This is a genomic window from Methylobacillus glycogenes JCM 2850, from assembly GCF_000617925.1.
Taxonomy (GTDB): Bacteria; Pseudomonadota; Gammaproteobacteria; order Burkholderiales; family Methylophilaceae; genus Methylobacillus; species Methylobacillus glycogenes.
Map to the genome: position 1 here is coordinate 24,797 of NZ_BAMT01000012.1, position 13,812 is coordinate 38,608.

Genomic DNA, 13,812 nt, shown 5'->3' on the forward strand with positions numbered 1-13,812 from the left:
ATACTATGACAAATGTCATACCATGCATGAAATGTTGTTTCCTATAATGATCGGCAGATTCATATTGGTCATGCATATTGATCTTCTGCCAAGGTATGGACCAAATATAACTGTGCTCTGATCAAAATAAAGATTGTACAAAAGCAAGAACATACAAAGTGGTATCCAAGGTAGCCACTTGTCAGGGTTGTGATTAAACCGGGGTAATTAAATCAGGGTGCGGTATTTTGCAGAGTGACCAGAATCATGTGTTAGACATCTTGCCGCGTCTGAGGCAGGCCACCGCGGCATTGCACAGCGAGGTAGACAGCCTGGCCCCCCTGGGCCAGCCCAAGCCCAGCCTGGCGGATTATCTGGCGCAATTGCAATTCAATTATGTGTGGATGCGTGACTTGCAGGCAGCATTGACCCTGGCGGGTCAATTACCCGCAGAGTGGCTGGCACACAATGCGCTATGCCTGCAGCAATTGCAGCAGGATTTGGCGGCGGCGGGCGTAGCCAATATAGATAAGGCCAGCACAGGCACTGCCAACAATGACAAGGCAGACGATGCCATCACGCAAAGCGCGGCTCATTTATCCCATGCACTTCCGCACGCGCTGGCTTTACCGCAAGGCCTAGGTGCCAGTTGGGGGGCGCAATACGTTATTGAAGGTTCTTTCCTCGGCAGCAGCGTGCTGTATCAGCGCCTGCGTCCCAGCTTGCCTTTAGATTGCCCCATGGTGTTTTTCAGCGCCAGACACGCCAGCACGGGCGAGCGCTGGCGCAGTTTCAAGCAGGCGCTTGAGTCCCACCTCTTAAGCGATACCATGACGCAGCAATCACGCCTGCGTGAGGCCGAGCAGGGGGCCAAAGCCGCTTTTGCTCATTTCCTGAATATCCTGCAGGCGCAGCCTGCTATGGCAAGTGCTAAGGCAAGTGATGAACGCCAGCGTTACGCTTGATAACTGCGATCAGGAACCTATCCATATCCCTGGGCTGATTCAGCCGCATGGGGTGCTGCTGGCCATAGATCTGCAAGGCAGGCTCACGCATTACAGCATTGGGGCAGAGGCAGTACTGGGCGACTTGCCCGCGTTGGGCGAGGTGCTGGCCGAGCAGCATTTAACCCGCGCTCATGATGGCTATGTGCTGATTGCTGAATACTGGCAGGCCGTGCTGGATGGCGAAAGCTTCACCCAGACCCATGAGCTGAATATACAAGGCCATGGTCAGAAGTTTGACCTGGTGCTGCATGTAAACCAAGGGCTGGTGATTGCCGAGTTTGAATTACGGCTGGTCAATGATAAAAGCATCAACATTTATTCGCTCAAGGCGCAAAAGGCCATCAATGGCATCAAGAGCCAGCGCAGCATAGATGCGGTGCTGCATGTGGCGGCGCAGGAGTTCCGCGTCTTGACAGGCTTTGATCGGGTCATGGCCTATCGCTTCCGCCATGATGGCAGCGGCGATATCGTTGCCGAAGCCAAGCGTGAAGACCTGGATAGCCTGGTGGGGCGTAGATACCCGGCCAGTGATATTCCGGCGCAGGCCAGGCGCTTATATATAGAAAACACCTTGCGCCTGATTGTTGATGTGGGCAGTCAACCCGTGCCGGTGATCAAGGCCGCAGACACGCCGCCACTGGATATGAGCCGCAGCATGTTGCGTAGTGTTTCACCCATTCATATTGAATATCTGCGCAATATGGGGGTGCATGCCTCCATGAGCGTTTCTATTGTGCTGAATGGCAAGCTCTGGGGCATGATGGCCTGCCACCATATGACAGCGCATCAGGTGCCTTATTCCATACGCATGGCCTGTGATGTGTTGTGCATGATCTTGGCCAGCACGGTACAGCAACTGGAAACCCATAGCATTGCAGCCAGACAGGTGGCGAGCGCCAAGCAACGTGCCGACCTGGTGATGCGCTTTGCCGAGGCCGATGAATTATCCACGGTGCTGTTTTCCAGCTTGGAGCAATTACGTGAAGTGATTGCCTGTGATGCCATGGTGCTGAGCTATGGCCGCAAGATTCATGCGGCTGAAGGCGCACCCACCACACTGGCGCGCCAGTTGGTGCAATGGCTCAATGATGGCATGGACAAGACCGATTTCTACCATGCCTCTGCGCTGGAGCAGGTGCCCGAGGAATTGCATGCGGAAATGGCGGATTTTTGCGGCATTCTGGCCATCAATATCGATAAGGTGAATGCCAGCTGGATCATTCTGCTGCGCCGTGAACAGATACATACCATCAACTGGGGCGGCAAGCCGGAAAAGAACTATGTCCCCGGCCCCTTGGGGCCAAGGCTGACACCGCGCGGCTCGTTTGAGGAATGGAAGGAAACCGTCAAGGGCCAATGCGAACCCTGGAGCACGGCAGACCTCAATGATGCGCGTGACTTGCAGCATGAGCTGTTAAAAGTGTGCAATGCGCGCAATGCAGAAACCGAGCGTACGCGCATTCAATTAATGGCGGTGCTGGGGCATGATCTGCGTGACCCGCTGAATTCAATCAGCATGGCAGCGCAGTTAATGGAGATGCAATCTGGCTCCTCACGCATGAGTGAGCGTATCAAGAACTCCAGCGGCCGTATGCAGCGTTTGGTGACCCAGGTGCTGGATATGACCAGGCTACAAACCGGGCTGGGGCTGAATCTGGTATTCAATGAAATTGATGTTTCTGCCTTGCTCAGCGATCTGGTCGAGGAAAACCTCACGGCCTACCCGGATGTGGCGGTACGCACTTATATTGAACCCATGGTGATGGCGCAGATTGATAGTGACCGTGTGTCGCAGGTGATTTCCAATCTGCTCAGCAATGCCCGCCATCATGGTGAATTGGCGGGTGGCGTGACGGTGAAGTTACGTAGCGAACCACAGCTATTGCATATCAGCGTGCATAATAGCGGCCAGCCTATCGCTGATGATATTGTTGATGTGCTGTTCAACCCTTTCAAGCGCCAGGCATTGCCCAATGCACGCAATCGTAATGGTTTGGGCCTGGGCTTGTATATCGCCAATGAGATTGTCAGAGGTCATGGCGGGGTAATCAGCTATCGCTTTGAAAATGGCGAAATTGTGTTCAATGTCGAATTGCCGCTACAGCGGTAATGAGGGGATAGAGGTTTGAGTGAGCAGGCTAAAAAAGTATTGATTGTCGAGGATTATCAGGCGGCAGCCGAGACTTTTGTGGAGTTGTTGGAGATGCTGGGCTGTGAGGCCGAATATGTCATGTCCGGGGCTGACGCGCGTGCCGCAGTTGCAGAGCAGGATTACGCCATCGTGTTCATGGATCTCAACCTGCCGGATATTTCAGGCCTGGCCCTGGTCAATGAATTACGTGACTCTCTGGCAGCGGAGCGCATGCCGCGTTTTGTCGCCGTCAGCGGCTTTGCGCAGGCAGATATAGCAACAGAAAACCGTGCCGCTTTTGATTTCTATCTGGAAAAGCCTCTGGATATAGGCCGCCTAGATCATATTTTGCAGGCCAGCTAGTGCCGTCAATTGATTCATGAACTCAAGCCAGAAACCCAGCACCCTCTCTAAACCAGATACGCTCAAGCCTGAGCAAACGGATGTGCTCTCTGCGGCTGAGCACGGACAGATCAATCTCGACAACCATATTAATCCGGAAAACCAGAACCACTGGGTAATTGCAGGCATCAAGCATGAGATTTTCATGCGCGTGTTTCCTTCGCTGCGGCACGGGCTGGTTGGCCCTATCTCAATTGCCCGCATGAGCATTTCCATCGTGCGCCGTCTGCTGGCACGCGGTGATGCCAGCCTGACCTCGCTCAATGAGCCTGTGGAACGTATAGATCAGCAGTTGGCTGAGGCAGTGCTGGGCATACGGAATTTGCAGAATTGGGAGCCAGGCAGCAAGCCGCAAACGCAACAGCTGGTAGAGATCATCAGTGAAGGCATGGCTTGATGACTGCACCGCTCGCCATGCGTGAAATTGTGCTGGATTACGTGACGGATGCCAGCGCAGCAGAACAGAGCGTTAGCAACCCTTCGGCATTGCTTTATACCTGGCTAGGCGTGTTGTGCTATTTCCAGGATAGCCTGCAACAAGCTGCACACTCAATATCGTGTTGCAAGCGCAATCGCTGACGGTGCGGCACGATGTCAGCGCAGCATCCAACGCGCGTGCAAGCGGTAGGGCGGCTAACGCCAAGGTCATTGCCAGGGCCATAGACAAGGATGCGCTGGTGGCCTTGGCCAGTGCAGGTGATTTTGCCTTGAGCTTACAGTCAGATGGCCTACAACTGACCTGGGACTAAGGTGAGTCAGGCCTTAACCAGGCCATTTCAGCCGGGTCATTTCTTAGTCATATCCATTTCTTAGCCAGGCCATTTCTTAGCAGAGCAGGGGTCTGGGCTTGATCGGGGTGCTGTAATAATCCGCCAGGCTGGCCAGCATATGCTCGTCATATATCGTCAAAGCGTTGTTATCTATGCTGTGCAGGCCGAGCTTTTCCAGCTTGCGCAAGGTTTTGTTGGTATGCGCCAGCGATAAACCCAGAGCATCGGCAATCTCTTGCTGGGTCAAAGGGAAGGGAATGGTCTTGCCGGGAATCGGGTAGATGGCCTTGTAGCGTTTGTATAAATGCAGCAGCAACATGGCCACGCGCTCCAAACCATTGCGCGCGCCTACATTGACCAGATTGTCATCCACAATTTTCTCTTCCTGCGCGCACAGCCAGGTGATGTCATACGCCAAGGCCGGGTGTTTTTCATACAACTGCCAGAGTTGCTGACGGTTAAGCTCGCACAGGGTGACTGGTGTCAGCGCCTGCACATTGTTATTGCTGATATCCAGCAAGTTTTGCTGCAAGCCTATGATATCGCCAGGAAAAAGAAAATTCAGAATCTGCCGATTGCCATTTTTGAGGGTTTGGTGACGGAAAGCCCAGCCATCCATCAAGGTGTATAGCTGCGTCGGGGTAACACCTTCTTCAATGATCATCTTGCCTGCCGCCAAATGGACATCCCTGAGTTTCAAGGCCTTGATAAAGGTCAGTTCCTCGGCAGTGTTGCGCTTAAAGCTGGCTTGCTGGCGCAGATACTGGCTTAAATCATCCATGGGGCGTCCAATTGAAGAAAGTGCGGTTGAGATGGGGTGGGATGTAGTAATGCATCAATCATATAGCGGGGTTGGGTGAATAGCTAATTGGGCTGAGTTGTTAAGGTTAGTTTCTAGATAGATTGAATTCAAGTCACTAAGTTTCCAAGCCGGCGAGTACGCTGAACTGGGACATGGGATAGTGCATAAAAAATGCTGAATTCAGCGGCGTGTGGAGGCGCACGGACTTCTCTGAATTAGGATATTTCAAAATTATCATTTAAAGCATTTTTACTAAATTTTAAGCGATTTTCACAACTTTTACGCTACTTGATTAGCCATTGTGGACTAAGCAACGGAATTATTCTGACGGGGCGGTGTATGTTACTAAGAGATGCATTTATCACATAACACCTGACCACGGGAGTGAGCCCCAAAATGCCTGGCGTCGTACTTGCAGCAATGTGCCTAGCAGAAAATATATAGCCAGTTTTGATCATCATTTTGCCGCGTTTGAAATTCTGGATGATGTGACTTTATTGGTGGGTGATCTCATCCTGGGCTGCTTTTGGCAGCTCGGGCTGGAAACTTTCGAGAATGAAGCTGGTTTGAAGTTTGAGGTTAATGTTGCGCTGGTGTCGCAGCATGAAGCCGATGTTTTTGAATGGCTGGCGCTATAGTTGAACTGCTCGGCGGTACTTAATATGGTTTGCATTATGCAAGCCTAATAGTTTATTGCTGAGTGAAACTCAGGCTCCCAGCTGATGGTCACTCCTGAACCATCACAAGATCTGGGGACTGGCATGCTGAACCGTAGAGATCGCGCTGATATATTGATGTTGGCGATTGCATTCACCGTAATGCTGGTATTGGGGCTGGGCCTGATGTATTTCCTCATGATTACCCCGGTGAGATAGCGTCATGAAGCGTAAATTACCAGGACATTCCCTGCATCAGCTTACTCATACCATTGTGGAAATTTTCATCATTGCCTTCTTGATTGGCCTGCTGGGTTTTATTGCTTATGTGGCCATGAGCTAAAGGCAACGTTAATGCATTGCTAAAGCCAGGCGCAGCGATGGCTAGGCAGAAATAAACCTCAGCATTCAGAAATTATCCCACTCATGTCATTAGCAAGCGCTTGAGATATCATCACTGTTGGTCTAATCGCAGCTCTTCTGTTCACCAACGAAAGCATTCAGATGAAATCAGCTTATGCGCTTGCCTTGCTATCTGTTTTTTTGCTGCCATGCAGCGTGCCAACCAGCCAGGCACAGGATACTGAGTGGCCTAGCTATGGCCTGGATTACAGCAATCAGCGCTTTGCCCAGATAGCACAAATCAATCGTGACAATGTGCAGCAACTGACCACGGCCTGGTCTTATAGAAGTGGCGTCAAGGCAACATTCCAGGCCAGCCCCATCATGGTCGATAAAACCATTTACCTTTCCCTGCCGTTCAATGACGTGGTGGCGCTGGATGCCGTGACTGGCAAACAGCGCTGGCGTTACAAACATGAGCGTATCAAGGATTACCCGCTATGCTGTGGGCCAGCCAACCGTGGTGTGGCGGTAGCTCAAGGCAAGGTATTCATAGGCACGGTGGATGCCAGATTGATTGCGCTGGATGCCCAGACTGGCAAGCGCTTATGGGATATACAGGTGGCAGGTAGCAGCAGCGCGCATGGCGAGTCAGCTTCTCAGCTGGGCGATGCCGCCGCCTTCAAGAGCGCAGGGGTTTCTGGCCAATCTGGCGTAGGCATTGCCATGGCGCCGCTGGTGTATCAGGGCAAGGTGCTGGTAGGCGTCACCGGAGTGGGCTATGGCCTGCATCTGGATGCCGATAGAGAAAACAAACCGCTGGGGGCTGTGGTGGTTCCCGGGCAACTATGGCAGGCCGGGCTTTATCGCCGCTTATGATATCAATAGCGGGCAACGTATCTGGCAGTTTGACACCATTGCCCCTAATCATTGGGAAGGCGAGTTCAGGCAAAGCACCCCCGATGGTGTGCCCCTGCACCGAGACATTGCCCAAGAAAAAGCCGATTTGGATAAATACCCTGATGCTGCCAAATTTGGCGGTGGCTCGGCCTGGTCTACCCCGGCGATTGATACCCAAAACGGTCTGCTCTATTTCGGCACGGGCAACCCCTCGCCACAAATGGATGGCACCTCCAGGCCGGGAGATAACCTCTACACCGTCTCCCTGGTGTGCCTGGATGTGAACAATGGCAACATCCGCTGGCATTATCAGCAAGTGCCGCACGATCAATGGGGCTACGATGTTTCCAGCCCACCTGTGTTATTCGATTATCCGCACAACTCACAACTCATCCCCGCAGTAGGCCACGCCGCCAAGACTGGCTGGTATTACATCCACAACCGCCTCACAGGTGAATTGCTGCGCAAATCCGATGAGTTTGTTGAGCACCACAATATGTTTGCCAACCCTTCGCCTGAAGGGCAAGTGATCTGGCCTGGGGTGCTGGGTGGCATCAACTGGTCACCCACCTCGGTGGATAAAACTAGCCTGACCGCCTATGTCCCGGCGATACATTGGCCAGTGAAATACCTCAAGCAAACCATCCCCACCAGCCAGGATAAACCTGCTGTGCATTACACCAGCATGGAGCCGCTAGGCGATGCGCCACGCTGGGGTTTATTGTCTGCGCTAGACCTCAAAACCGGGAAAGTGCAGTGGCAAGCCAAGACCGAGCAACCACTGGTGGGCGGCGTGCTGGCCACTGCAGGTGGCTTGATTTTCATGGGTGAGGGCAATGGCCACTTTAATGCCTATGATGCCCAGAGCGGCAAGGTGTTGTGGCAAGACAAGTTTGAGGCTGGCGTCAATGCCCCGCCTATCAGTTATGAGATAGATGGTGTGCAGTATGTGGCGGTGGCGGCAGGCGGCAATCAGATTTTTGGTTTTAAGACCGGGGATGAGTTCAGGGTGTATAAATTGAAGTAAGTCTGTGCCTGGACTGCTGGTCACCCACTTTGTTGCTTAGGCATTTTTAGCTTTATCGTCTCTTGAGCCCTAGCTTGCATCTGCGATGCATGGCTAGGGCTTTGCGCTATTAACACCTGCATATCTGCCTGAAAACTGTTTTAACTCAAGCAGAGCCATCGTCAATCTGCAACAGCGATGTCTTTGCTCAGGCATTTTCAAGTTATTACATCGCTTAAAGTTAATAAGGCATTTTTCAAGTTAATTATCTGATTTTAATTAACTTTATTCTGATGGCTGTGAGTGGTAAATGACTGATGTCAAACAGCTTATGATTTGCAGTTTTTTCATTTTATAGCTGGCATGCAATCTGCAACTCTTGGATACCGTTAGGAGCCGTATTGATTAGGCGGAGCCTCACTTTCTTTTCCATCCAAGAGATCTCATCAATGAACAATGATTTCAAGTATAAAAAAACCTTTTTGGCGATAGCAGCCTGTTGTCCCTGAATAGCGCGGTATACGCTGAAGAAGAGGCGGACAGCAGCGACCTCAAGACCATTCTTGTCAGCGGGGAAATTCCTAAAGTCGGGGATGTGCAAAAAGAGACCATTCCGGAATCCAGAGCCACACTAAGCAAGAACGAGCTGGAGAAATTTGCGGGCCTGGAGTCGGCCATGTCCGGTGCCTTGTCCTATTTGCCCGGCGTGCATTTCAGCGGTGCAGCAGGGGATGGCATTACTGAAGGCGCGATCAGCATACGCGGCTTCTCTGGTGACCAGATTGGATTCACGCGCGATGGCATTCCCATCAACGACCCGCTCTATCTGACTCCACACACTGATTTCTTTGGTGACCCGGAAAACTATGAGTCTGTGAGCGTGATTTATGGTGGGGCTGGCATCAACGCGCCAACCTTGACCGCCAGTGGCGCAGGGGTGGAAATTCGCACTGTGGCACCTACAGCTGAGTCTGGCCTGTACCTGAAACAAGGTTTTGGCAGCAATAGCCTGCATCGCACCTTTGCCCGCTACAACTTTGGCGAATACAACGGCTTATCGGCCTGGGTATCTGCATCGCGCACCAAGGGTGATTTGTGGACTACGGGTGGCGGTGAGGTGGAATCCAATCGCTATGAAAGCAATATCCAGTACAAATGGGGTAATAACAACAGCATCAACGCCATTCTTTCGGTGTTCCGTATGCGTTCCAATGCCTACTTCAAGCCGACTTTGGCAGAGTCACGTGCGCTGCCGTATGACGCTGGTTTCCAGGGCCCTATTAACTCCAGTTATGGTGGCAGCAATGGCGTAAGCGATGTTTCTGCCGCCAGCAGCAACAATGGCCGCTTGCAGCGCGCTGACTTCAAGATTCAGACCTATGCCCTGAATGGCATCTTCAATCTGTCTGACCATGCACGCCTGAAGGTAGACCCATATTTTGTACGCGTTGCGGATGGCACAGCACCCGTGGCAGCACTGGGGATTCCTGAATTCATCCTCAATGCGGATGTGAATGGCGATGGCGATTTGCTCGATGTGAAGCCGTTTGCCTTGACGGTTTACCCCACCCAGTATCGGGTTGGTAATACCGCGCGCATAGACTTAGATTTATCCAACACCAATGTGCTGCAAGTAGGCTTGTGGCTGGATTACACCCATGCACGCGATCAGTTTGGCGCAACGCCTATCCGTGGCGATGGCAAGGTGGTGAGCATAGACGGCAGCCGTATCCTGCGTGACGTCAATGGCAATGAACTGTTCGTCAAGGATCAGCGCAGCAAGATCACCACGCAAAAGCTCTGGGTACAGGACAGCTGGAATTTTGCCAGCAACTGGAACCTGAAAACGGGCTTGGCCTGGCAACACACCAAGCTGGAAGGGGAGAATATTGCAGGTACCTTGTCTGGCAATGCTTATACCAGAGAGGTGGATTACTACCGCTTCCTGCCTAGTCTGAGCCTGGATTTCCAGCTTGATGCGCAGAACCAGTTCTACTACAACACCACCTCCAATATCCGCACTCCGGCGGTAGCGTCGGTCTATGAGCAGGATGCGACCAGCAAGCAAAAGGCTGAGACCACATTGAACCAGGAGATAGGCTGGCGTTACAGCACGGAAAACCTGCTAGTGAAAACGGCCTTGTTCTATGACCAGTTCAAGAATCGCCAAGTGGCCTACGAGGAAAACAGCGCAGTCACACGCTATTTCAATGCGGGCAAGGTTAATACCAAGGGCCTGGAGTTCTCTTTGGACGGGAAGTTGCCGCACAACTTCACTTACCGAGGCTCTTATACCTATATCGATGCAGAACAACAGTCTGACTATAGTGCTGGTGGCGTAGTAGCCAATACCAAGGGCAAGCAGGTCTTCAACACGCCGGAAAACCTGCTCACCGCAGGACTGGGTTATGACGACGGCCACTTCTATTCCAACTTGCTAGCCCGCTATACAGGCAGCTTCTATGGCGATCTGGCCAACACCGAGAAAATCAGTGGCTATACCGTGGTTGATCTCAACCTGGGTTATCGCTTTGACCTGAAGAATGCCTTTGTAAAGAGCAGCACGCTGCGCCTCAACATCAACAATCTGTTCGACAAGGAACATTTGTCTGGTGTTAGCGGTGGCACGGTATCTGCCAATCCCGCAGATGCAGGCCTGTACTCTGCGCCCACTTATTACCGTCTGGCCCCCAGAAGCATTTTTGCCAACCTGACCCTGGAGTTTTAATCCCTGAGCGCCTTCCTGCTTGTGTCTTGAGCGGGGAGGCGTTTGCTTGAAGAGATCATGTGATGACTACTGAACATTTTGATTTTATCGTTGTTGGCGGGGGCACGGCTGGTAGCGTACTGGCCAATCGTCTTTCTGCCAGCGGCCAACATCAGGTCTTGCTGATAGAAGCGGGCATAGATACGCCTGAAGGCAATATTCCCGCTGATATCGCCAATGGCCTACAACCTTGGCTGCCGCGATTGGCAGGCGAGACCTTCTTCTGGCCTGGCCTGAATATTCTGCGCTCGGCCGAGCACCCTGAGTTTCCCAGAGAGCCGCAATTTATAGAACAAGCCAAGATTCTCGGTGGCGGCTCCAGCGTCAATATGGTGGTGGCTAATCGAGGGCTGCCACGGGATTACGACGAATGGGCGGCATTAGGTGCCGAAGGCTGGGACTGCAAGGCGTGCTGCCTTACTTCCGCAAGCTGGAAAGTGATGAACAATATGGCGATGACCCCCTGCACGGCGCTACAGGCCCAATGCCTATCTCTCGTGTTGATCCTGCAAACTGGAACGACTTTACCCGCGCTACTGTGGCGGCCCTGGATCAGCTGGGGCTGGAAAACATTCATGACCAGAATGGCCGCTTTGAAGATGGTTACTTCCCGCCGACTTTTACCCTGAAAGGCGATGAACGCTATTCGGCCGCCAGGGCGTATTTAGGCCCAGATGTCCGTGCGCGTGCCAACCTCACCATCTGGACCGAAACCCAGGTGGAGCAATTGCTGTTTGATGGCAAGGTAATTACGGGGGTACAGGCCAGGCGCAAGGGCGGGCAAATCATTGTTGCAGCCAAGCAAGTGGTGCTGGCCGCAGGTGCCCTGCAAACCCCCGCTATTTTGCAACGTGCGGGCATAGGCCCGGCAGCGCTACTCAAATCTCTGGGCATAGAGGTACTGGCGGATAGGCCAGGGGTAGGGCAAAACCTGTGGGAGCATGCTTCGCTGGGGCTGGAGGCCCCGCTTGGTGAACAAGCGCGTCAGGATGCTTCCACCGAGACATCTACCACCCGCCATCAGCTGGGCATACGCATCTCGACCAATGTAGATCCGGCTACGCCTGCAGATTTATTTGTGCACATAGGCGCAGACCCGCATTCAGGCTTTGCCACTATCGTGTTCTGGGTTAATAAGCCCAGCTCGCGCGGTTGGCTGAATATCATAGACCGCGACCCTGCCCACTATGCTGCGATTGATTTCAACCTGCTTGCGGATAACAAGGATGTGCAACGCATTATCTTTGGCTTGAAATGGCTACAGCAGGTGTTCCAGCAACCCTCGCTGGCGGCCTATGCATTGCCGCTCAGCCTGTCCAGATTTGCAGTGCCCGCCCCAGGCGGCCCCGCGCTGGATAGTATTTTGCAGGACCAGGCCGCGCTGGAACGCTATATACGCGTCAATGTTGGTGGCGTCTGGCATCCCAGCGGCACTGCCAGACTGGGGCAGGCCGATGACAGCCAGGCCGTGGTCGATAGCACAGGCGCAGTGATAGGCGTCACGGGTCTTTATGTTGCTGATGCCTCTGTTATGCCGACCATTCCCACCGCCAACACCAATCTTCCCACCTTCATGATTGCCGAGAAACTCTCGGATGCAATCCTGGACAGCCTTAAGGAAAGCCAACATGTCTCAGTATGATTTATTGATTAACGGCAAGCTCACCACTGCCGATGAATACGATGCCGTCATCAACCCCGCCACTGGCGAAACCGTTGGCCATGCTGCCAGGGCCAGTGCGGCCCAGGTTGATTTAGCGGTGACCAGTGCCAAAAAAGCCTTCCCAGACTGGGCTAGCGATGCTGCCTTGAGAAGCGCAACCCTGCAACGTGCCGCTGATGCGGTACAGGCCCAAAGTGAAGAACTGGCCAGACTGATTACGCTGGAACAGGGCCGCCCCTTACGTGATACCCGTGGCGAGGTGGCGGGGGCGATAGGCATATTGCGTCATTACGCCAATTTTGAATTGCCCCCGTTTGTGCCGTTCAAGAGTGATGACAGCGGCCTAGTGGTGGTTGAGCGCAAACCGCTGGGTGTAGTCGCCGCGATTACACCCTGGAATGTGCCGATTATCCTGTTGCTGCTGAAAATTATCCCGGCACTGAAGGCAGGCAATACCGTAGTAGCCAAACCTTCCGAATACACACCACTCTCCACCTTGCTGCTGGGGCGCTTGTTTGCAGGCATTTTCTGCGGGGGTATTGAACATTCTGGCGGGGGCGGGGCAGGTAGGTTCCTTGCTGGCCAAGCATTCACAAGTGAACAAGATTACTTTCACTGGCAGTGTGGCCACAGGCAAGTCCATTTATGGCCAAGCCTCGCTGGATTTAAAACGCATTACCCTGGAATTGGGCGGCAATGATCCGGCCATTGTGCTGGCAGATGCCGATGTAGAAAAAATCGTCGAGCCGCTGTTCTGGGGTGCATTCTGGAACACCGGGCAGATTTGCTTTGCCATCAAGCGCGTCTACGCGCACAAGAGCATTGCCAAGCGGTTGGCAGAGGCGCTGGCCAAGCGTGCCGCGGCTACCAAGGTGGGCAATGGGCTGGATGAAGGCGTGGAATTGGGGCCACTGAATAATCAAGCTCAGTTGCTGAAGATTGAGCAGTTGGTGAAAAACGCCAAAATTCAGGGTGCCACCATCTTGCAGGGTGGTAGCCGTATTGAGGGCCCAGGCTATTTCTATCCACCCACCATCGTCACCGATATCAGCCACTCTTCAGCGCTGGTGCAGGAAGAACAATTTGGCCCGGTATTGCCCATCGTCGAGTTTGAGGACGAGGCAGAAGCCATACAGCTAGCCAATGACAGCCAGTTTGGTTTAGGTGGCTCGGTGTGGTCTGGCGATTATGAGCGCGGCCTGGCCTTGGCCAGACAGCTGGATGTGGGCCTGGCTGGGTAAACCAGCATGGCGATATACATCCGGCAGCACCCAAGGGCGGCTTCAAGGAAAGTGGCCTGGGTTATGAAGGCGGTGCCAAGGGCTTTGAAGAGTTCTACCAGCTGCAAGTCATCAACGCCAAAAAATAAATCAGGCACTCAAAAGAA

General features: G+C 53.0%; 14 protein-coding genes and 2 pseudogenes. 15 read left to right on the forward strand and 1 reads right to left on the reverse strand.

What is annotated here, in order from left to right; translation table 11 throughout:
• The first annotated feature begins 260 nt into the window (after positions 1 to 260).
• The 6 genes from JCM2850_RS13445 to JCM2850_RS13470 are packed head-to-tail and all read left to right on the forward strand — an operon-like array spanning position 261 to position 4,268.
• Positions 261 to 944, forward strand: coding sequence for a biliverdin-producing heme oxygenase (locus JCM2850_RS13445; protein WP_148301274.1), 684 nt, complete (start codon positions 261 to 263; stop codon positions 942 to 944).
• Positions 922 to 3,096, forward strand: a complete 2,175-nt coding sequence (locus JCM2850_RS13450; protein WP_025872509.1) for an ATP-binding protein — start codon at positions 922 to 924, stop codon at positions 3,094 to 3,096. Before JCM2850_RS13445 ends, JCM2850_RS13450 begins: the two co-directional genes overlap by 23 nt.
• A gap of 15 nt (positions 3,097 to 3,111) precedes the next feature.
• Positions 3,112 to 3,480, forward strand: coding sequence for a response regulator (locus tag JCM2850_RS13455; protein ID WP_025872511.1), 369 nt, complete (start codon positions 3,112 to 3,114; stop codon positions 3,478 to 3,480).
• 16 nt (positions 3,481 to 3,496) lie between these two features.
• Positions 3,497 to 3,916, forward strand: a complete 420-nt coding sequence (locus JCM2850_RS13460; RefSeq protein WP_025872513.1) for a hypothetical protein — start codon at positions 3,497 to 3,499, stop codon at positions 3,914 to 3,916.
• Positions 3,916 to 4,098 (forward strand): hypothetical protein, encoded by a 183-nt coding sequence (locus tag JCM2850_RS13465; RefSeq protein WP_025872515.1) that lies wholly within the window; start codon positions 3,916 to 3,918, stop codon positions 4,096 to 4,098. Before JCM2850_RS13460 ends, JCM2850_RS13465 begins: the two co-directional genes overlap by 1 nt.
• The gene (locus JCM2850_RS13470) at positions 4,077 to 4,268 is read left to right on the forward strand and encodes a hypothetical protein (RefSeq protein WP_148301275.1); all 192 of its coding nucleotides are present in this window, start codon (positions 4,077 to 4,079) and stop codon (positions 4,266 to 4,268) included. The genes JCM2850_RS13465 and JCM2850_RS13470 overlap by 22 nt, the downstream gene beginning before the upstream one ends.
• Before the next feature lie 76 nt (positions 4,269 to 4,344).
• Here the strand turns inward: JCM2850_RS13470 and JCM2850_RS13475 are convergent, their stop codons facing one another.
• Complete coding sequence (locus JCM2850_RS13475) at positions 4,345 to 5,070, reverse strand: Crp/Fnr family transcriptional regulator (RefSeq protein WP_025872518.1); 726 nt, start codon at positions 5,068 to 5,070, stop codon at positions 4,345 to 4,347.
• A 443-nt stretch (positions 5,071 to 5,513) separates the two neighbouring features.
• On the opposite strand from JCM2850_RS13475, the gene JCM2850_RS13480 reads away from it, so the two are divergent.
• The 9 genes and pseudogenes from JCM2850_RS13480 to JCM2850_RS23520 form a co-directional block, all read left to right on the forward strand.
• On the forward strand, positions 5,514 to 5,729 hold the full coding sequence (locus JCM2850_RS13480; protein ID WP_025872520.1) for a hypothetical protein: 216 nt from the start codon (positions 5,514 to 5,516) through the stop codon (positions 5,727 to 5,729).
• Between the two features lie 84 nt (positions 5,730 to 5,813).
• Positions 5,814 to 5,966 (forward strand): hypothetical protein, encoded by a 153-nt coding sequence (locus JCM2850_RS21665; protein WP_159105173.1) that lies wholly within the window; start codon positions 5,814 to 5,816, stop codon positions 5,964 to 5,966.
• A 339-nt stretch (positions 5,967 to 6,305) separates the two neighbouring features.
• On the forward strand, positions 6,306 to 6,968 hold the full coding sequence (locus JCM2850_RS24110) for an outer membrane protein assembly factor BamB family protein (protein ID WP_369384901.1): 663 nt from the start codon (positions 6,306 to 6,308) through the stop codon (positions 6,966 to 6,968).
• Positions 6,871 to 8,016, forward strand: coding sequence for an outer membrane protein assembly factor BamB family protein (locus JCM2850_RS19415; protein WP_369384902.1), 1,146 nt, complete (start codon positions 6,871 to 6,873; stop codon positions 8,014 to 8,016). The genes JCM2850_RS24110 and JCM2850_RS19415 overlap by 98 nt, the downstream gene beginning before the upstream one ends.
• A gap of 478 nt (positions 8,017 to 8,494) precedes the next feature.
• Complete coding sequence (locus tag JCM2850_RS13500) at positions 8,495 to 10,723, forward strand: TonB-dependent receptor domain-containing protein (protein WP_025872522.1); 2,229 nt, start codon at positions 8,495 to 8,497, stop codon at positions 10,721 to 10,723.
• Between the two features lie 62 nt (positions 10,724 to 10,785).
• Positions 10,786 to 11,648, forward strand: a pseudogene (locus tag JCM2850_RS23645) (GMC family oxidoreductase); the annotation flags it as partial.
• Between the two features lie 234 nt (positions 11,649 to 11,882).
• Positions 11,883 to 12,404 (forward strand): GMC oxidoreductase, encoded by a 522-nt coding sequence (locus tag JCM2850_RS23650; protein ID WP_305079993.1) that lies wholly within the window; start codon positions 11,883 to 11,885, stop codon positions 12,402 to 12,404.
• Positions 12,391 to 13,125 (forward strand): aldehyde dehydrogenase family protein, encoded by a 735-nt coding sequence (locus JCM2850_RS23515; RefSeq protein WP_267879293.1) that lies wholly within the window; start codon positions 12,391 to 12,393, stop codon positions 13,123 to 13,125. Before JCM2850_RS23650 ends, JCM2850_RS23515 begins: the two co-directional genes overlap by 14 nt.
• Positions 13,010 to 13,794 (forward strand): annotated as a pseudogene (locus JCM2850_RS23520) (aldehyde dehydrogenase family protein); the annotation flags it as partial. The gene JCM2850_RS23515 and the pseudogene JCM2850_RS23520, both read left to right, overlap by 116 nt.
• Between the last annotated feature and the right edge of the window lie 18 nt (positions 13,795 to 13,812).